This is a genomic window from Paenibacillus sp. 01T442 (assembly GCF_056398345.1).
Genome location: NZ_JBFTPF010000050.1, coordinates 25,704 through 45,429, shown reverse-complemented (window position 1 = coordinate 45,429; position 19,726 = coordinate 25,704). Strand labels below are relative to the sequence as shown.

At 45.8% G+C, this 19,726-nt stretch carries 17 protein-coding genes; 4 read left to right on the top strand and 13 right to left on the bottom strand.

The genetic code is table 11. The features are described 5' to 3' along the window. Positions 1-394: 394 nt before the first annotated feature. The 4 genes from AC1DLM_RS26185 to AC1DLM_RS26170 form a co-directional block, all read right to left on the bottom strand. Positions 395-2,512, bottom strand: coding sequence for a molybdopterin oxidoreductase family protein (locus tag AC1DLM_RS26185; protein ID WP_477571611.1), 2,118 nt, complete (start codon positions 2,510-2,512; stop codon positions 395-397). 48 nt (positions 2,513-2,560) lie between these two features. Next, positions 2,561-2,911: a nitrite reductase small subunit NirD gene (nirD, locus tag AC1DLM_RS26180; protein ID WP_477571610.1), complete on the bottom strand. Its 351-nt coding sequence runs from the start codon at positions 2,909-2,911 to the stop codon at positions 2,561-2,563. Positions 2,912-2,944: 33 nt separating this feature from the next. After that, the gene (nirB, locus tag AC1DLM_RS26175; RefSeq protein ID WP_477571609.1) at positions 2,945-5,368 is read right to left on the bottom strand and encodes a nitrite reductase large subunit NirB; all 2,424 of its coding nucleotides are present in this window, start codon (positions 5,366-5,368) and stop codon (positions 2,945-2,947) included. A 254-nt stretch (positions 5,369-5,622) separates the two neighbouring features. Further along, positions 5,623-6,864, bottom strand: coding sequence for a nitrate/nitrite transporter (locus tag AC1DLM_RS26170; protein WP_477571608.1), 1,242 nt, complete (start codon positions 6,862-6,864; stop codon positions 5,623-5,625). Positions 6,865-7,328: 464 nt separating this feature from the next. Between AC1DLM_RS26170 and AC1DLM_RS26165 the strand changes: the two genes are divergently transcribed. Continuing rightward, positions 7,329-7,979: an ANTAR domain-containing response regulator gene (locus tag AC1DLM_RS26165; protein WP_246302711.1), complete on the top strand. Its 651-nt coding sequence runs from the start codon at positions 7,329-7,331 to the stop codon at positions 7,977-7,979. Then, the gene (locus AC1DLM_RS26160) at positions 7,976-9,007 is read left to right on the top strand and encodes an anthranilate phosphoribosyltransferase (protein WP_477571607.1); all 1,032 of its coding nucleotides are present in this window, start codon (positions 7,976-7,978) and stop codon (positions 9,005-9,007) included. Before AC1DLM_RS26165 ends, AC1DLM_RS26160 begins: the two co-directional genes overlap by 4 nt. A 408-nt stretch (positions 9,008-9,415) precedes the next feature. Here AC1DLM_RS26160 and AC1DLM_RS26155 read toward each other — a convergent pair whose 3' ends face one another. After that, on the bottom strand, positions 9,416-10,192 hold the full coding sequence (locus AC1DLM_RS26155) for a peptidoglycan-binding protein (RefSeq protein WP_477571606.1): 777 nt from the start codon (positions 10,190-10,192) through the stop codon (positions 9,416-9,418). Positions 10,193-10,382: 190 nt separating this feature from the next. On the opposite strand from AC1DLM_RS26155, the gene AC1DLM_RS26150 reads away from it, so the two are divergent. Next, on the top strand, positions 10,383-13,388 hold the full coding sequence (locus tag AC1DLM_RS26150) for an efflux RND transporter permease subunit (RefSeq protein WP_477571605.1): 3,006 nt from the start codon (positions 10,383-10,385) through the stop codon (positions 13,386-13,388). Positions 13,389-13,447: 59 nt separating this feature from the next. On the opposite strand, the gene AC1DLM_RS26145 is transcribed toward AC1DLM_RS26150, so the two are convergent. After that, a complete protein-coding gene (locus AC1DLM_RS26145; RefSeq protein ID WP_477571604.1) occupies positions 13,448-14,602 on the bottom strand; it encodes a sulfite reductase subunit alpha in 1,155 nt (384 codons plus the stop codon). Between the two features lie 307 nt (positions 14,603-14,909). On the opposite strand from AC1DLM_RS26145, the gene AC1DLM_RS26140 reads away from it, so the two are divergent. Beyond that, on the top strand, positions 14,910-15,899 hold the full coding sequence (locus tag AC1DLM_RS26140) for a ketoacyl-ACP synthase III (protein ID WP_441992189.1): 990 nt from the start codon (positions 14,910-14,912) through the stop codon (positions 15,897-15,899). Positions 15,900-15,935: 36 nt separating this feature from the next. Here the strand turns inward: AC1DLM_RS26140 and AC1DLM_RS26135 are convergent, their stop codons facing one another. The 7 genes from AC1DLM_RS26135 to AC1DLM_RS26105 form a co-directional block, all read right to left on the bottom strand. Next, positions 15,936-16,193 (bottom strand): hypothetical protein, encoded by a 258-nt coding sequence (locus tag AC1DLM_RS26135; protein WP_441992188.1) that lies wholly within the window; start codon positions 16,191-16,193, stop codon positions 15,936-15,938. Next, positions 16,190-16,552 (bottom strand): alpha-helical endospore appendage domain-containing protein, encoded by a 363-nt coding sequence (locus tag AC1DLM_RS26130; RefSeq protein WP_441992187.1) that lies wholly within the window; start codon positions 16,550-16,552, stop codon positions 16,190-16,192. Before AC1DLM_RS26130 ends, AC1DLM_RS26135 begins: the two co-directional genes overlap by 4 nt. 10 nt (positions 16,553-16,562) lie before the next feature. After that, complete coding sequence (locus AC1DLM_RS26125; RefSeq protein ID WP_441992186.1) at positions 16,563-16,850, bottom strand: nucleoside-diphosphate sugar epimerase; 288 nt, start codon at positions 16,848-16,850, stop codon at positions 16,563-16,565. Positions 16,851-16,909: 59 nt separating this feature from the next. Then, positions 16,910-17,644, bottom strand: coding sequence for a glycosyltransferase family 2 protein (locus tag AC1DLM_RS26120; protein WP_441992185.1), 735 nt, complete (start codon positions 17,642-17,644; stop codon positions 16,910-16,912). Next, positions 17,604-18,008 carry a glycosyltransferase family A protein gene (locus AC1DLM_RS26115; RefSeq protein ID WP_441992184.1) on the bottom strand — a complete coding sequence of 135 codons (405 nt, stop codon included), beginning with the start codon at positions 18,006-18,008 and terminating at the stop codon, positions 17,604-17,606. The genes AC1DLM_RS26120 and AC1DLM_RS26115 overlap by 41 nt, the downstream gene beginning before the upstream one ends. 141 nt (positions 18,009-18,149) lie before the next feature. Beyond that, entirely contained in the window at positions 18,150-18,317 is a 168-nt protein-coding gene (locus AC1DLM_RS26110) for a hypothetical protein (protein ID WP_171629008.1), read from the bottom strand. 253 nt (positions 18,318-18,570) lie between these two features. Then, positions 18,571-19,716 carry a CgeB family protein gene (locus tag AC1DLM_RS26105; protein ID WP_477571603.1) on the bottom strand — a complete coding sequence of 382 codons (1,146 nt, stop codon included), beginning with the start codon at positions 19,714-19,716 and terminating at the stop codon, positions 18,571-18,573. Between the last annotated feature and the right edge of the window lie 10 nt (positions 19,717-19,726).

Here is a 19,726-nt window from a genome sequence, read left to right as displayed (position 1 = left end):
ACTTAGTTCCGCTAAGAGCCTCTTGGGCTACTTTGATGCGTTGCTCATCATAAAGGATATTGCTTTTCATACATTTCATTCCCCCTCACCGATATTGTACCTTATTGCATATTGATGACTCCAATCCAATTAGGGGGCTTCAGAGCAATTGCCCTCCATATCGCTAAAGTGAGCTAGAATAACTTCATAAAATCCATCTAATTGTAATATTCTGCGTGATTGCGTCAAAATAGCTGTATATAATCCAGTTATAGTATTTAAATGAAGTTTGTGGTGGTGAATGGTAGGTGCCAGGGGTCGCAAGTTGAGATTGGCTGAGTGCTGGGTTCGGGGTTATTAATGTGGTAACCAAACTAAACCCCCCAGTCGAATTCCAACTGGGGGTTCCATCTATCTATTCCACTCGCTCAACCTTCACTGCACAAATCTTAAACTCCGGCATCCGACTCGTAGGATCCAAGGCGTCATTCGTCAACACGTTGATCGAATGCTCGTCGCCCCAATGGAAAGGAACGAAGACGGTGCGAGGTTGAATTCCCTCGGTGATCTTGACTTGGAAAACAAGGGAGCCACGCCGGCTGGTGATCCTGATTTTTTGTTCCACGCTTAGGCCGATTCGCTTGGCCAAAGACGGGTGAATTTCGGCAACCGGAACGGGTGCCTTCTTATTGAGGGCTTCGGTGCGRCGCGTTTGTGCACCGCTTAAATAATGGTTGGCCAGACGGCCCGTTGTGAGAACGAACGGAAAGTCATTATCAATAGGCTCTGCAGGCATTTTCGGCTGTATGCCGAATAATAGGGCTTTCCCATCCGCATGATGAAAACGATCTTGGAATAATTGCGGTGTTCCCGGATGGTCCGCTGACCCACAAGGCCAGAAGATCCCTTTCTCTTTTTGCAAACGTTCATAGGTGATGCCGCTATAATCTGCTTTGCCGCCTGCGGTAGCTGCAGCAAGTTCACGAAACACGTCCTCAATACCCGCATATTGAAAGTAAGCACCTCGTCCTAGCGCGTCAGCCAGTTCGCTAATAATGTGAAAATCAAGCTTGCAATTCCCCGGAAGCTCCATAGCTTTCCTCCGATGGAAGACACGCCCCTCCAGGTTGGTCATGGTCCCCTCTGCTTCAGCGAAGGATGAACCAGGCAACAAATAATGCGCATACCGTGCCGTTTCGGTCTCGAACATGTCTACGACCACGAGTAAGTCTAGCTTTTGTAAGGCACGCTCTACCATCTTATTATTCGGGCTAGAAACTAGTGGATTTGAGCCCAGCACAATTAATGCTTTAATTTCACCTTCATCGATTTTCTGCAGCAATTCATAGGCGGAAACACCTTTGCCTGGTAGCTCACTTGGATCGATGCCCCATACTTTCGCCACATGCTCACGTGCAGCAGGATCATCGATCAAGCGGTACCCTKGAAGCTGGTCAGCTTTTTGCCCATGCTCGCGACCACCTTGGCCGTTCGCTTGACCAGTCACAGCGCCATAGCCGCAGCCTGCACGCCCTATTTTACCCGTGAGCAGTGCCAGGTTAATGTAATTGAGCGTATTCTCTACCCCATTCACCTGCTGCTCCAAGCCTCTTGCCGTTAGCACGATGCCCGTCTCCGCCTTCGCGAAACCACGAGCGATTGTACGAACCACCGCTTCAAGAATACCTGTTAGATACTCAACACGAGCTGGTGTAAATGATTTAACAGCCTCTTTCACTTGTTCAAAGCCAGACGTACGAGACTGAATGAACTTATGATCAACTAGATTCTCTTCAATCATGACATGCAGGAGTCCATTGATGAACACGGAGTCGAAACCAGGTTGAAGTCTCACATGAATATCTGCCGTCTTGGAGGTCATCGTATTACGCGGATCAATGGTCACAATCACGGCGCCTTTTTTCTTTGCTTCTAATAGATATGGCATCATCGTAGGTTGACACTCCGCAATATTCGTGCCCGCTAGAATGATATATTTCGCATTAGGAATTTCTGATAAAGGCATCGTCATCCCACGATCAATACCGAAAGCTTTGTTACTCGCAGCCGCAGCTGATGACATGCAATAACGACCGTTATAGTCGATATATTTGGACCTAAGTGCCACACGCGTAAACTTACCCAGTAAGTAACTTACTTCGTTCGTCAACGATCCGCCGCCGTATACGCCGATGGCATCACGCCCATGTTCAGCCTGCAACGCGGTAATTCTCTCTGCAATATCTGAATAGGCATGCGCCCAGGACACTTGCCGCCATTGGCCTACTTTTGCAGCTTTCCTATGAAGCGGCTCCAGAATTCGTTCCGAATGAACGACATGCTCCAAAGCATTCAAGCCTTTTTGACATAAACGGCCTGTTGCAACTGGGAAATTCGCGCTCGGCTTAATCGTTAAACCTTCTGTCTTTTCACTAGGTAGTATCTCCAATCCACACTGCATACTGCAAAAGCAACAATGGGAGGAGGGCTGTTCATCCGATAATGTGACGAGATCTGTTTTCAACGCTCCCACCCCCGCAGATCAAGCTCTCTTTATAGATATATATAGGGTATATAAGGACTAACAAGCCATTTCATTATTGATCGGAAATCCGATAAAAACCGTCCCATCATCCACTTTGGTCAAATACGTTTTCACACAGCCAGTATCAGGCGCTTGCACGAGTCCGGAAGGCAAATGGATCTTGCGATCATGCATAGGGCAGAACACATGATCATCACAGACGATGCCTTCAGCAAGAACACCCTCTTTATGCGGACAACGATTCTGAATCGCTTGAAGCTTACCACTTTTCAATTTGAATAAGGCAACCTCTTCTCCTTGATATCGAATCGTCTTCCCTGTATTAAAGGCTAAATCCTCATAGGAAACGGCTTGCACCCAAATCATTTGCTCATTTTGTATTATCATCTTCTCGGCTCCTCCCTGTTTATCTCTCTATTTCTACTTCAGCTCAACCACTTCATAGAGGTCACGTTGGATTTTCTTGCTATCGATGGCTTGCTTCCATGGATCTTGTGTCACAGATAGGGCCAAATCCATGCGCTCACACAATTGCTTACGCTCTTGGTCATTTTGGACAACCTCACGAATATGATCGATACCTAAACGGTGTACCCACTCGCTCGTACGCTCGCCGTATTTACCTGTTTCGCGGTAATATTGCAGATACGCTTCCGTATATTCGATGATCTCTTCTTCGGTCTTCACGGTGCTCATCAAATCACCTACGCGGACTTTTACGCCACCGTTACCTCCTGCATACAATTCCCAGCCGCCATCGACGGAAACGACACCCAGATCCTTAATTCCTGATTCCGCACAATTTCGCGGACAACCCGATACGGCAAGCTTTACTTTGGCTGGTGTATTCAAGCGTTCAAAACGCTTCTCCAACTCGATACCAACCCCCATTGCATCTCCTGTACCGAAGCGGCAGAAGGTTTCACCGACACATGTTTTAACGGTCCGTAACGCTTTCCCATAGGCATACCCTGATGGCATATCCAATGCTTCCCACATGGCGGTCAAGTCTTCTTTTTTCACACCTAGCAAGTCGAGTCGTTGCCCTCCAGTAAATTTCACCGTTGGTACGTTGAATTGTTCAGCTACCTCTGCTATACGTTTGAGCTCCGTTGGATTAGTGACACCGCCATAAATCCGTGGAACAACGGAGTACGTACCGTCCTTTTGAATATTGGCATGCATACGCTCATTGACGAAGCGAGACGTGCTGTCATCTTTATACGTTTCAGGGCGAATCATGCCCAAATAATAATTGAGTGCTGGACGGCATTTGGAGCAGCCTTCTTCATTCTTCCATTGGAGTACGTTCATCACTTCACGAACATGGGATAGTCCTTTTTCCCGAATCGCCGTAACAACTTCATCCCGTGTGTGCGTTGTACAGCCACAGATTGTTTCTTTCGCTGCGTTTTTATCATAAGAAGCACCTAGGGTGAAAGCCAACAGATCACTGACTAATGGTTTACAACCACCACAGGAACGAGATGCAGTTGTACAGTTCTTTACTTCATCTACAGTCGTTAAGCCCTGATCCTTAATGGCCGAACAAATCGTCCCTTTCGTTACGCCGTTGCAACCACAGATAATCGCGTCATCTTTCATCTCTGCAACCTCGGATGCAGCTCCGCCGCCACCAGAGGAATCCGTTAATATGGCTGTTTTTCCCATACCGCTAATATCTGATTCTTCCCGAATCATTTGCATAAGTCGCGTACCGTCGGCAGTATCACCAAAGAGCACGGCACCGATAATTTTATTTTCTTTAATAACGACTTTCTTATAGGCACCCGTGAATTCATCGTGAATTCGAATCGCTTTGGTTCCTTCAGCATCAACGAATTGACCGCCTGAGAAAACATCAACACCGGATACTTTGAGCTTCGTGTACAAAATAGAGCCTTCATACGGGCCTGTTTCTACGCCAGCCAAATGTTTCGCCAGTACGGCACCTTGCTCATAGAGCGGTGCTACTAGACCATATGCGATGCCTCGGTGCATCGCACATTCACCAACGGCGTACACATTCGGAATGTTTGTTTGCAAATAATCATTTACAATGATACCTGGATTACACTCGACGCCAGCTTCTTTCGCAAGCGCTACATTAGGACGAATACCTACCGCCATCACAATGAGATCCGCTTCAGCAATCGTGCCATCCTTAAATTTCAGGCCTGTTACGCGTTTGCCGCCAATAATTTCGACCGATTGCTTCTCAAGCAAGAAGTTGATCCCTTGCTCTTCGAGTGCAGCTTGCAGCATTTTGGAAGCGGTGCGATCCAGTTGCCGTTCCATAATCGTATCTCCGATATGAACGACATCGACTTTCATACCGAGATTGAGGAAGCCTCGCGCAGCTTCTAAGCCTAGCAAACCACCGCCGATGACAATCGCTTTCTTGTACTTTTTAGCCGACTCAATCATAATTTCACAATCACGGATCGTTCTGTAGGCCATGACGCCTTCTTTGTCTGCACCCGGCATAGGAATCATGAATGGATTAGAGCCTGTTGCCAAAATTAATTTATCATAGGAAACGGTCAGGCCTTTATTGCTCGTGACAGTTTGGGACAGTGTGTCGATGCCCGTGATGGTTTGATTCGTATATAAGGTAATGTTATTGTTCGTATACCATTCATAAGGGTGGATCACGATATCTTCCACTTTGGAATCGCCGGAGAGCACATAGGACAACAAGATTCTATTGTAGTTGGGATGCGGTTCACTACCGAAAATTGTAACTTCATATTTATCTGGTGCCAGTTTCAGTAAATGTTCAACGGCATTAACACCCGCCATTCCGTTTCCGACCAGGACTAGCTTCTCTTTTTTGACAGTCATTGTGATCATCCTTCCATCCATTTACTATGGCATTCAATTGAATTCGAGTAGTTGCGGAAAAAGGGTCATTTAGGAGCACAGCTCCCAAATGACAAATTTGGGATATGGAGCTTGAGCAGTTCGATTGTTAATAGAACTGCAAAGACGCTAGTCGTAACGTCTTTGCCCATACAGCCTGATGAGCAGGCTGCATGAGCAAAAACCTTACTGGGTGTGCCGCTGACCAGGTAGAATCAGCGACGTCCCGGTCCATGTTAAGCTTGAACCGTATCCATGCTGGAAGGCGCTGCTTTTACTTTACCGCCTTCGCCAATCCACGTACGTTTCCATTGCCCTTGAACAACTGCAATAATGATGATACAGCTGATAGCAATTCCACTGAGAATCAGAAAGCCTGGTGTAAAAGAACCTGTGGATAGTTTCAGGTTGCCAAGAATTTTAGGTAAGAAGTAACCCCCTAATCCCCCTGCTGCTCCAACAATTCCGGTCATCACACCAATCTCCGCTTTAAAACGCTGTGGCACGAGTTGGAATACCGAACCATTCCCCATACCGAAAGCCATCATAGCAACGAAGAGCATGACAGTCGTCAATGAAAGTGCAGGAAGCGTCGAGATACCCGCCATCATTAAACCAACAACGCCGTAAAGAACCATTAACATGCGAATTCCGCCAATCTTATCTGCGAGCCATCCACCAACAGGACGGAAGAAGCTGCCCCCGATGACGCAAAGAGTTGTAAAGTCTGCAGCACGCACAGGCGAAAGTCCATATTGTGTATTAAAAAAAATCGTAAGATAAGATGCCATTCCTACAAAACCACCGAAGGTTACACTGTAGAAAATACAGAACAACCACGAATCCTTTTGCTTCAATACTTTACCGTACTCTTTAATCGTTTTTGGTGCTGGTTTATTGGGACTATCCTTGGCCAATACACTAAATATGACCAGCGTTAACGCAATTGGAATCATAGCAATACCGAAAACAACGTGCCAGTCTCCATAATGTTGTGCTATACGATTTGCAAACAAGGTAGCGAAGATCGTTCCACTATTTCCTGCCCCTGCAATCCCCATTGCTAATCCTTGATACTGTGGCGGATACCAGCTGCTAGCGAGCGGCAATGCTGCAGCAAAGCTTGCTCCTGCTATACCTAGCATCAGAGCTACGAAATACATATCTCCCATCGTGTTAGCGAACTGCCATCCCCAGAATAAGGGAATTAAGGTTAGCGAAAGTCCAATCTGTCCTGTTCGTTTAGKACCAATTTTATCCGTTAGTACGCCAAGTACTAGTCGTAGGACCGCCMCTCCTAACGTTGGTAAAGCAACTAAATTTGCTTTCTGTGCGGCATCCAACCCAAAATCTTTGGCAAGGATGACAGCTAGCGGTCCAAGAAGCACCCACACCATGAAGCTCATGTCAAAATACAAGAATGAACTGAACAAAGACCCCTTGTGCCCCACTTGCATAAAACTTTTCCGATCTACCATGCAATCCCTCTCCTTTTATGAGGCTTTTCGCCTTCTTTTTGTCCTATCCTACCTTGTTTGATTATACATTGACAGAAAAGGCCGACAAACATCCCCTATCAATCATAGGATGTTTATCGGCCTCATTGCCACTGCTGCCACTTCCTCGTGAACAGCATGATAGATGTATTTTTTCATTAAATTAAACATAAAAAGCCTATCCAGTTACGTAATTGTAAGGGGATAGGCGCCATTGCCTTCGTTAGGTGGCACATCATTGTGCCGATTTCTTAACTTGATTATACGACGCGTTTAAATCTATGTCAATAAACTTAACATAAAAAATTATTTCAGAGAATTCGAGTAGCATATCGACAAATTTCAGGTGCATATGCTATAGTATTGCCGTATAATAATACCAATTAAGATCGAAACCTAACATGTACTTGTCATGAGTTGAAGTTATTCAAGATGGAGGTATTCCCATGTTACAATCATTCATTCTGGTCGACGAGTTCATGCCAACTCGCTCAGCTACCTCCTCTGAGCCCTCACATGCTGTTCGAACGGAAGACATGCAAGGAAAAGAAATTTCACCTGATGAAATCATGAAGGATTTGGGTTTCCGCATTTATACTTCATCTAATATGAAAGAAATTTCCTTTATCATCCCAAAGGTCGATGCTGTATTATTATCAGTAGGTCCTGAACAAGTCACAGATTGGCGTATACGGTTGCTCGCACAGCGAAGTCTTCCCATATTTTGGTGGTGTAATAAGCTAACTTTTCCTTCTAATGAATGTAAAATGGATGCGGGAATAGATGGCTTGATCGGTCCCACGATGAGCCCACTGGAAATTCATTGTGCGTTGATACTGGGTGTGAACCATTATTTCCAACGAACCGAGTGGCATCAGGAGCGCGAACAACTGCTGTCCAAGCTTGAAGAACGTAAGTGGGTTGATCAGGCGAAGCGAATTTTATGCGAAATCAAAGGTATCTCGGAAGCTGAAGCTTATGATTTCCTCCGTAAACAAGCTATGAATGAACGTAAGCGTATGGTCGACGTCGCAACCTCCATCGTCAAGGTATATCAGATACTTCAGGATCAGAACAAAGGGGGCCGCAAACGATGATATCCTTATTAAAAGAAGTAGGCCGCGGTAAACGCGGAGCCAGAGACCTTACCTATGAAGAAGCGGCTCAAGCAGCCGAACTCATTCTTACCGGTGCAGCTACGCAAGCTCAGATTGGCGCTTTTCTTGTTGCTGAACGAATCAAGATGGAATCACCTGATGAAATCAAAGCCTTTATTCATGCCTTACGACAACGCATTAGCACTTATCCTATGCCTGGAAGTATCGACTGTGCCGGTCCCTATGATGGTCGCTCACGCACATTTATCGCAACGTTACCAACTGCATTCGTACTTGCAGCCTGCGGAGTGCCGACAACCTTGCATGGCAGCCCAAGCATGCCGCCTAAATGGGGCATCACCTTGTCCGATGTGCTTACAGCAATGGGGGTAAATGCACTTGAAGCATCACGTGAAGCATTAGTTTCTGCTGCGGCGCGAACAGGCTTCTTATTTGCACCGACCGAAAGCTGGTGTGAGCCGCTTGGCGAGCTGCGCGAAATTCGCAAAGAACTCGGTTTGAGAACCGTGTTCAACACGGCGGAGAAGCTGCTGCGTTTTACAGAAGCTCCTTATATGGCGGTTGGCGTGTTTCATGGCACTGTTTTTGAGAAAATCACCAATTTGCTCATTGAATTAGGCGTTTCTCGCGGTATCGTGGTGCAAGGTATGGAGGGTTCGGAGGATTTAGGTGTTGATAAACGAACAAGAACCTACCTCATCCAAGACGGGGCAAGTGAGTTATTCATTGTAGATCCGGAAATTTATGAGCTGATGGTTGAAGTGCCCGTAGTGGAATGGACGGMTGAACTGCAAGCAGAGACTACACGATCTGTCCTTCGCGGCGATGCTGCACTTCCCTACTTAAATATGGTACTGCTCAACAGTGCCGTCCGTTTATGGGTTTCCCAGAAAGCTGGCTCCATTGAAGAAGGCATCTATATGGCCCGTCATGCGATTGAGCAAGGTGCTGCGCTTCAGAAGTACACAGAATGGAACGAAGCGATTAAACCTGTATCTGCCACATAAGCCTCGTTGAAGCATATAAACCAGTTAACATCCACTTTATGGGTGTTAACTGGTTTATATGCAGGCTCAAGCTCTACATAATTGCATTAACTGGAAAACGTACAGCTATTTACGCGAAGTTTCCTCGGAAATTCAATTTTACTGTAAAATATGTAGTTAAAACTCCCTATTTTATTCATATCAGCCAATATAGTTAAAATTAACTACAGGATTTCCATCTATTCTGTTTTTAATCGGATAATCCCTTAATTTAACTGTACAAAATCCATCTAATTGCCTAGAGCACGGAGCACAGGAGATTCACGATACTTCCATTCGGCTAATTCACCAATCTGACTCAGCAATCCATAAAATTAAATAAAAGGACGCAATGAATGCTCTCGCATCCGTTACGTCCTTTTCTCATGTCTATTTACCAATAAATTGTTGGGTAAACATTTTACCGCACGGCCCGCCATTTACAATGCCGATACCTATATGCGTGTAATCTTTGCTAAGTATATTCGCTTTATGTCCTGGTGAGTTCATTAATGCTTCATGTGCAGCTTGAACGCCTTGGTTACAAGCAATGTTCTCCCCTGCTGCATTATACGTAATTCCGAATTTCTCCATCATATCGAATGGCGAACCATATGTTGGTGAATCATGGGAGAAATATTTGTTATCCACCATATCTTGGCTTTTTAGACGAGCTGTTTTGGTCAGCTCCAGGTCAGCGGTAAGCGCAGCGAGACCAATAGCCAGTCGCTCTTTATTCACAAGATCCAGCATTTGCTGCTCTTCTACCGTTAATCCTGACGTTGAGGGAACCTGTGGTGCAGGTGTTGGACTCGGTGTTTCCGGCGTCGGCGTCGGTGTTGGCACTGGCGTTGGTGTCGTCTTCTTGGGAATCTTCAAATTACCATAAGCCCAAAGGATGGATTGTAAGGTTTGATCGTCAACGTTTCCCGTCACGGCCAATCCATATCTACTTTGAAACGCTTTGACCCCAGCTTGTGTTTGATTGCCATAATAGCCTGTAATCGGTCCCGAGTAGTAACCAAGAGATTTCAACATCCCTTGAACCGCGTATACATCAGGGCCTTTTGCACCTTTGCCATACGCAAATACAGTCGTTGTGGAAGCACTGAACAAGACCACACAGATGAGGACTATCCAGATCAACCTCTTTTTGCCATGTAACATGCGTTACGATCACTTCCCGTCGTCTTCAGTATCTTCGTCACACGATGGACGATAAGGGTAGCATTTCCTTCATGGTGATCATTTATCCAAATCATGAAATTCTATCTACCTTATCCCTCATTTACATATATCAATCAGATGATGGAATTCTACACCTAAAAGATATAGTTAATGAAAGGGAGCGAATCGTGTGACATGGTTTACGAAATGGGCTTTTAGTAACAAAGCAGCCGTCATTTTTTTGGTAATATTAATTTTAGGCACGGGAGTCGGTAGTTATTTTAAATTGCCAATGGAATTTCTGCCAAGTGCAGATTTCCCACAGATAAGTGTTACGGTCGTCGGCCAAGGCTACGATGCCAAATCCATGCTAGATAGTGCAACTACACCTATTGAGAAGGCTGTCTCCAGTGTGCCGGGTAAGAAAGAAGTCTTCTCCACCTCATCAGACGGCTTTATGAAAATTGATATGACATTTGATTCAGACATTAAAATGAAGGATGCCCAAGCAAGCGTGCAAGAAGCGCTCTCCTCGATTGTTCTCCCTGCAGGGATGTCGAAGCCTTTTGTTATTCGATTAAATACCTCGATGATTCCACTTTCCTGGGTATCCCTGAACTTCAAAGATGGCATTACCAAGCAGAATGTCGAGCTAGCGCAAGAGAAAATTTTGCCTGAGTTTCAGAAAATCAGAGGTCTTGCTAGCGTAGCACTTGGCGGCACATCCGTGTCTCAGGTGATTATTCACCCTGATATAGATAAGCTGGCCAATGCGAAATTGCCTGCTCAAGTGCTGATGGGTGTCCTTCAGGGTCAGAACGTGACTGTCAACGTCGGTGAAAGACCCATTGATGGCAAAACAAGTGCCATTAAGGTCGTTGGGAACCTGGACGATCTCGTTACACTTACTAATTTAACCGTAGCACCAGGCGTCAAGTTAAAAGATGTTGCCACTGTTGAAGTAGCTGCAAACAAAGATACACTGACGCGTATTAACGGCAAGGATTCGCTTACCTTGGTAGTCACCAAGGATGCTAGCTCCAATGCGGTTGATATCTCTAAGGAAGTAGATAAAATCTCAGAAGAAATCGCGACGAAATACCCTGGTGCGACAGCAGAAGTGATTTACTCCACGGCTGAATCTGTCGTCACTTCCGTGAACAGTATGATGCGAGAAGTGTTGCTTGGCGCCTTATTTGCGACTATTGTGATTCTGATCTTCCTTAGAAATATTCGTTCCACATTCATTACAATTGTTTCGATTCCATTATCGCTCGGATTAACTCTATTCCTGCTATCCCAGTCAGGTGTAACATTGAACATATTGACCCTTGGCGGGGTCGCCGTAGCCGTAGGTCGGCTCGTGGATGATAGTATCGTTGTTATTGAAAATATTTTCCGAAGAACCCAGAAGGCGGAGTTCGCCATGGAATTAATCCTTGATGCAACGCGTGAGGTTGCTAGAGCGATTACCGCTTCTACCTTAACAACCGTTGCCGTGTTCCTGCCGCTTGGACTTTTGAAAGGCTCCTTGCAAGCGTTTCTGCTCCCTTTTGCCTTAACGGTAACGTATTCCTTGCTTTCCTCCTTGCTGGTTGCATTAACCGTCGTTCCTCTAATGAGCGCTTGGTTACTTCGCAGTACAAAATTAAAGGAACATAAAGAGTCGCAAGGTCTGCGAAGCATCTTAACCTGGAGCTTGAAACATAAGTTCATCTCCATTCTTGTTTCGCTTATTCTGTTTGGCGGTTCGATTGCCCTTTACTTCATCATGCCAAAAGGTGCAGTCGCGGGTTCCACAGCAAGCCAGTTAAGTGTCACGCTGTCCTACACACCTGAAACTCCGATTTCTACTGTGAGAGAAAAAGCCATGGAATTAGAAAAATTCATGCTCGAACAAAGTGAGCTTGATCATCTTATTCTGCAACAAGGAAATACCGAAGATAATGCCAAATGGGGCAGCGTCGCGCCTCCAACAATTGCAACCTTCCAAGTATTCATGAAGAAAGATGTGGATACACAGCATTTTATCGATCAAATTCTCTCACAAAAATCCAAATATCCGGACGCTGATTTGCAAGCGGGCGGCGGTGGCTTCGATGGCAGCAGCGGTTCCGCCATTACCGTTGATTTAACGGGAGATTCCGCTAAGAGTCTAGATCAAGCAGCTGCGGATGTCATTACCGCAATTAAAGGTATTGAAGGCGTTGAGAAAGTGACAAGTAATCAAAATGTAACCAAACCTGGCTACTCGATTACAGTTGATCCCGCTCTGGCTAAACCTGAGGAAATTGCAGGTACCATCCGCTCACTGATGAACCCAACACCCATTGGTTCCATGAAGCTGGAGAATAAAGAAATTCCAGTAGTGTTAGATGCTTTGATTCATCCATCAACGGTTTCCGACCTATCGAATATTCAAATCATGACGGCAGCGGGTCCAGCTGCCTTGACCTCGGTTGCGAAGATCGAAAAAACAAATGAGTCCAACACGATCCTCCATAAGAATAGTCAACAGTTTTTGCGTGTGACGGCACTCGTAGACTCAACAAAACTATCCAAAATCAACACAGAGATCACGAAAAACACCAAAGACCTCAAGCTTCCAGCCCATATTGCTTTGAGCGTTGGCGGAGCATCGGCAGAGCAATCCAGTGATTTTGCCGACTTGTTCATGACCATGGGGATCTCCATTGGAATCGTGTTGTTGATCATGGTTATCACGTTTAAATCGTTCCGCGCACCGATCGCGAGCATGGTATCCCTTCCTTTCGCGGCTGTTGGTGCGATTGTCGGGATGATGATCACGAAAACATCCTTCGACGTTACGTCGATTTTCGGATTCTTGATGCTGATCGGAATCGTCGTCACGAATGCCATCGTCTTGATTGACCGTGTGAAGCAAAATGAAGAGCACATGACGATTCGTGATTCCTTGCTTGAAGCCGCGGCTACACGGATGCGTCCGATCTTGATGACAGCCGTAGCTACCATCTGTGCGATGGTGCCGCTTGTCCTTGCCAAAGCCGAAGAAGGCAGCATCGTTTCCCGAGGTTTAGCGGTAGTCGTTATCGGCGGTCTGACTTCAGCAACGCTCTTCACGTTGATAATGGTGCCAACGGTATATGAGCTTCTCCATGCTAGAAAAGCAAAACGTCAAAGAAGATCATTTGAAACGGGTCGATCGTCGCGCTAATGACAACCAAAAAAGGCGAGCAAGCTGATAGTCAGCTTACTCGCCTTGCCTAATTTTAATTAATACACGTCACGTTGGTAACGTCCTTGTTCTTGCAAGCCATTCAAATAGGCTTCAGCTTCTTCGCGGCTCAACTTGCCTTCTTTTTCAATAATGTCAATCAGGGTGTTGTGAACATCCTTCGCCATGTTTTGTTTATCGCCACACACGTAGAAGTAAGCTCCGCGCTCTAACCATGCGAATAGCTCTTGGCTATTCTCCTGCATTTTATTCTGTACATACACTTTCTGCGCCGTATCACGTGAGAAAGCTACATCTATTTTGGTCAGTGCACCCRCCAGTTGATATTGCTCCAACTCTTCCTGATACAGATAATCTGTCGCTGAATGCTGGTCACCAAAGAACAACCAGGCTTTGCCTCCCGCTTTGCTCACCGCACGTTCTTGAATAAAGGAACGGAATGGCGCAATTCCCGTACCAGGACCTACCATGATGATATCCTGCTCCGAGGACTCCGGAAGGTTAAAGTGTTTATTTATTTGAACAAAGACCGGAACGGTATCCCCTTCGTTCAGGCGCTCTGCGCACATCACGGAACATACGCCTTTGCGCTCGCGGCCGTGCGTCACGTAGCGAACAGCACCGATCGTGAGGTGAACTTCCCCTGGATTAGCTGCAAAGCTGCTTGCAATGGAATATAAGCGTGGCGGCATTTTTCTTAATAAAGCGACAATTTCGTGCGCGGAAGCTTTCCAAGGTCCAAATTCCCTTAGTAAGTCCAGCAAATCGCGGCCGTCTGTATAAGCCTTCAGCTGCTCCGTATCTGCCACAAGCTGCTTCAACGCTTCATTATCGGAAAATTCAACAGCTTGCTGAACGATTTTCTTGGACAACAGCGTAAGCTCGAAATGCTTCAAAAGCGCTTCTTTCAAAGGGAGCGTTTCGTTCTGTTTATTAATAACAACCGCCGTGTCCGCATCCCAATTCATAACCTCAAGGATAGCAGCGACCAACTCAGGATCATTGTCAGGAACTACGCCTAAGCAATCGCCGGGCACATACGACAGGCCAGAGCCTTCGAGTGAAAGTTCAATATGACGTGTTTCTTTGCTGGAACTTTCTCCGTTTAAATTAATATTTTTCAATACTTTCGCTTGAAACGGATTGGTTCTGGAAAACAAGGATGGTACTTTTTCGACATCAGTAACTTGCATTTCTCTTCACCCCAGAAGAATTTTTATTATTTAGAATAGCACATGCCGCTCAACTTAGAAACGATTATTAATTAATCCTATTATGAATTTTTAACTTTTTCAAAAAAATTAAACAATTTGTCTAAATTAAAGACCATTTTATGTAAATAATACGACGCAACCTTAACAAATGTGAGAGTTTTTCAGTGCATTCCTCTTCATCATCCCATTGACAAAGCACACAGCCATATCATACACTGAAATTAGTACCAACTACTAATATCTAGTACTAAGTTTTTATAAACTTAATCCCAAAGGAGTGTTCCGCATGTCTTCTTCCAGCCCCTTGCAAGCCCGAATTTCAGCCATAGGCACCTATGTGCCTGAGCATATTTTGACTAATGATGAGCTTTCCCGCATGGTCGATACGAACGATGAATGGATCGTTCAACGCACAGGGATCCGAGCGCGCCGAATAGCTGGAGCGCATGAGTTCTCCAGCCATTTATGTATCGCAGCCGTGCAAAACTTGCTCGATCGATACCCAAATTCCCTTGATGATGTAGACCTCGTCATCGTGTCCACACATACACCAGATTTATCGTCAACGCCTGTTGCATGTCAGGTACAGGCCCATTTCGGCATCCCAGCTGCGGGAGCCTATGATCTCAATGCGACGTGCGCTGGATTCGCTTATGCACTTCACACCGCCAGTGCGCTTGTGGCTGCCGGCGTACATCACAAAATACTCGTGATTGGTGGCGACGCCTTATCCAAAATCACAGATTACACAGACCGATCCACCTGCATCCTATTTGGCGATGGCGCTGGCGCCGTAGTCGTTGAGCGGGAAGATACTAACCCTGCATTCCTCGCTTATCATATGGGATCTGATGGCACTGGTGCTAAGCATGTGTACCGGACGGGACTGGCTACAGAGCTGAATGGCGATCCACTGTTAGGGGAAGGGAAACTTGTCCAGAACGGGCGCGAAGTGTACCGATTCGCTGTTTCCACCGTTCCGCAGGGCATCGAGATGCTGTTGCAGAAAAGCGGCTTGCCGCTCGCGGCGATCGATTGGTTTATCCCTCATAGCGCAAACCTGCGCATGATAGACTCCATCTGTGAGAAGAGCGGGATCCCGATCGACAAAGCGCTGTACAGCCTTGAATACTTCGGCAATACTTCCGCCGCTTCGATCCCTCTTGCACTGGATTTGGGGATAAAAGAAGGAAAAGTTAAGGCTGGTGACAACTTGTTACTCTATGGATTTGGCGGGGGTTTGACGCACGCAGGTTTGATCGTACGTTGGGGTTAAGTAGGTTTGCATTCGCTTGTATTCGTACTTGTGTGACTACACATGTTTATTCAACCAAGGCTTAGCTGGCTTGCCATTGACACGCTTTCGGGCAGGCTGCTTCATTAATTTCAACATCAACGCATGCTGATAATCACTTATCGACTTCAGATTATCCGCGACAAGACCAGCGAGCTGTTCAGAACCCTCTACGTGATCCGCTACAGATTCAATGATTCTGCATAACGCTCGCTGGCTTCTGGCCAGCGAGATCAACATATGCAGCTCCACACGTTCCCGATTCCATTCTTTCACAGCTTCCCATCCTCGCCAAACGGAAGTAGGCTGCCGAATTCCATAGCGTCGTCGGACCCTAAGCCTAATGCGGAACCTGAAGGATGTTTCCCAAGCAGCGCCTTCATCTGGCGATTTAGCGCATTCTCCATCTTCGTTAAACCATCTATCAGTTCAATGACACTCTCATGTATTTGGCCAGTAACTTTCATTTTATGGTCATGGCCCTCCAGATTTGTCGTATTGATATGCTGACAAATCCAGTTTTGCGACTTCGACGCTTCAACAACTCTTGCTTCCAGCATCAAACTTATTTCATATTGCAGCTTGGCTGTCGCATCTAACATTTGCATATAAAGATCCGTTCTATCCAAGGTCATTCCCTTCCCTCTATTCCTCATCAGTTACATGGATTTCCTTCATAACTAATTCCGTTTGCATCGCCATAGCTTCTTCCAATTCAGCGAGGCTGTTTAAATAAGTAGTTACATTTTTGGTTAGTTGTAAAGCCCGCTTCTGCAGCATATCCAATCCAGCAAACTCAGGATGAGAATCCGGCAGATCTCCTGCAATTGCCGCCATTTGCGTAGACACATGCCGATGTGTTTCCAATATTCGTCCCAATTGGCTATGTGAGGCTGCAATTTGAGAAATAATTTGCGTCACCCGCTCCTCCACACTTACTCCTCCTACAACCTTTTTCACTCTACGTTATGCTGCTAATAGCGAAACGGTGCCTAAATAAACTGAAAGGGATCAACGCCCCATTTATGAATAAATTTCTTACGATTGCGTCGCAGCAGCAAGAGCTTAGATCGGCGGCTATTTTTTCGAAAACTAACACTTCCACGATGATAAACGAAGCAATCGCCTGCTATGAGCAACTTGTAGCCCGCTAATCGCGCACGATAGGAGAAGTCATCATCTTCGTAATAGCCAGGTGCAAATCGTTCATCCAACACACCTACCCGCTCAAACAACTCCCTCTTAAATAGTAAACAGAAACCAACCAAGCGACTCGTTTCCCGCCATTTTCTAGGATTTACATGATGATAGATACGAGCCATGTTCGAAATACCAGTGAATGGCATACGGATTTTTTGCTTGCCATTCACATAGTTAGAAACGGGACCTACCATCCCAACCTCTTCTCGACTGTATAAGCAGTTCAGTAGCATGGGCAGCCAATTAGGCGTAACGATTGTATCGTTATTCAAGAGCATTAACGAGTCACCTTCCGCTAATCGTAACCCGTAATTGCATGCAGCTGGAAAACCAAGATTGGCTGGCAGCGCCACGAACTTAATATTTTCATTGCGGCAGTAAGTTAATGTAGCATCCCCAGAGCCATTATCCACAACGATAATTTCATAAGGCACAGATGTATGTTGACGGATCGATGTGACACAAGCTTTCAGCAAAGTTAGACCGTTAAACGTAGGAATTATGATGCTCGTTAATTGCAAGTTCATGCCTCCTCACTAATAGTCCGTTTTCAACTCCTAATGCAACATTTTGAATAAACGGAAGCACTTCATCCACATTAACAGCCTTGTCCCCTTCTAGGAAAAGCAAGAAGTCTGACCGCGATATCCTCGCAGCAAGAGTTCTTGCGGCATCTGGTTCGATGCTTTGAGGATCATGTACAATAATGGCACGAGAATGTCTTCTAACTTTATCTAGTGTACGGTCTAACGAACCGTGTACAATCACGATTATCTCCCTAAGCGGTAAACGTTTCAGCGGCTCCAACACATGCTCGATCGTCCCTTCTACATTAGAAGCTAGGATGATCGCACCGACAGGATGGACACTTGTCCTATTTAGCCTAGCCAAAGATCTCTTACGCCTAGGAATGAACCGGCGCTTTGTTTTCTTTAAGAGCATTCGTTTGTTTCCATGCCTTAAGGAAACCTGCCCCCTCATCCGCTTCTTTTTGATAAGTTTAACCAACTGGACTCACCTCATAACTTCACTTTAAGCAATCGTTGGATTCGTAAGCTCCATCGCATATCCTTCAGCGAAGCCAACACCGTAACCCGCATTGTAAGCTTCATTGAAGGCTCGATCATACGCCAATTGGAGTCTCTTAGCTCTTGGACTTTGGATCATACGGCGCGGAACTTTGCGGCGACGAGCTAGCATTCGACTCCCCTTACGTCTAGGAAATCGGATTAGACGACGAACTAATCTACGTCTCCCCTTTCGCCTTGCGAGTGGCCTCAACCGACGAATGGTACGTCCCTTTTTTCTAACAAGGATCCGTTTTTTAAGACCTACCTTTCTTGGCGATCCCACTCGCTTCTTTCGAATCTTTCTACTCACAGTCAGCTTGCGAACCTTTTTTTTCGTGATCAATTTCTACACCTCATTTTTTAAAATGGTTCACTTTCAACCTTTATCTTGGCCCAAAAATGACGGAAAGCATCGTAATAAGCCGATTGGTGTAGGTATGATCTCGCATCGTCCGATAGAGCCCACGCATGGCTATTTGTTTACGTTCCTCTTCGTGAATTAAATAATGATTCATCTTGTGAAGCATTTCTTCTGGAGATGCATACGTCACGATGTCATAGTCTGGCGTATAGAAATTGACTAGATCATCCCGAATGTCCGTTAATTGAAAGGCGCCGCAACCAGAAATTTCAAATGTCCGCGGATTAGGCGAGGCGCCGCTAATTCGACGAGAGTTGTGGTTATACGATTGGTCATCGAAGGCTCTATGCATATTAATGACGATTTTGGACCCATTGTAGAAAGTGGCGGTTTGATCCGGCGGCATCCACGTATTCAATTGAATTTGAGGTGCCAAAAGCCGATAATGTTGAAGCCGTTCCCACCATATTCCTGAGATGATGACGCTTTTCTTCGCTAAATAGGGAGCTATCTGATTAAATACACCAACGCGGTTCCAGTAGGCCGAACCAATAAAACAAATATCGCGGTGCCCTCCCTTTGGCACAGGTCTTGGACGAAACATCTCTGGTTGAAAAGCTAAAGGCAAATAATGGACTTGCCCGCCTCCCATCTCCTGATAGAACTGAACACAATTCACTTCCAAGGTAAATATATAATCATAGTGCGTCGCGTAAGCAGCCGTAATATCCGTGTAATAAGGATCATCGGTTAGCCAGATCGCGGTTCGGATCCCCATTTGACGAACCTTATCCACGGTATTCAGGGAGAGATTCATCCCTTCAAGAACGATCATCACATCCGGTCGGTACCTTGCGGCAAGCGTTTCTGCATTGGCCTTGGGATGTCCCATTCGCGTTGCATCTTTGTCAGAGTTCCCTATTATTAATTCACGAACTAATGGGCGAAGGCTGTTAATTACAGCGATATCCAATGGCTCGTAGGGGTACCCTTTGCCCGATGTAATAAACAACACACGTACGTCCCAAACAGGACTAGGCGCACGGTCACGAGCCGCTTTTTGCATAATCGCTTCACATTGTCCCATCCTGAGTCCATTAGTGTGACCTAATTGATTACCATCAGCAAGTCCGCGCTCCCAAGCATGTGAACTATTTATAAAACTCATCCTCTTCACT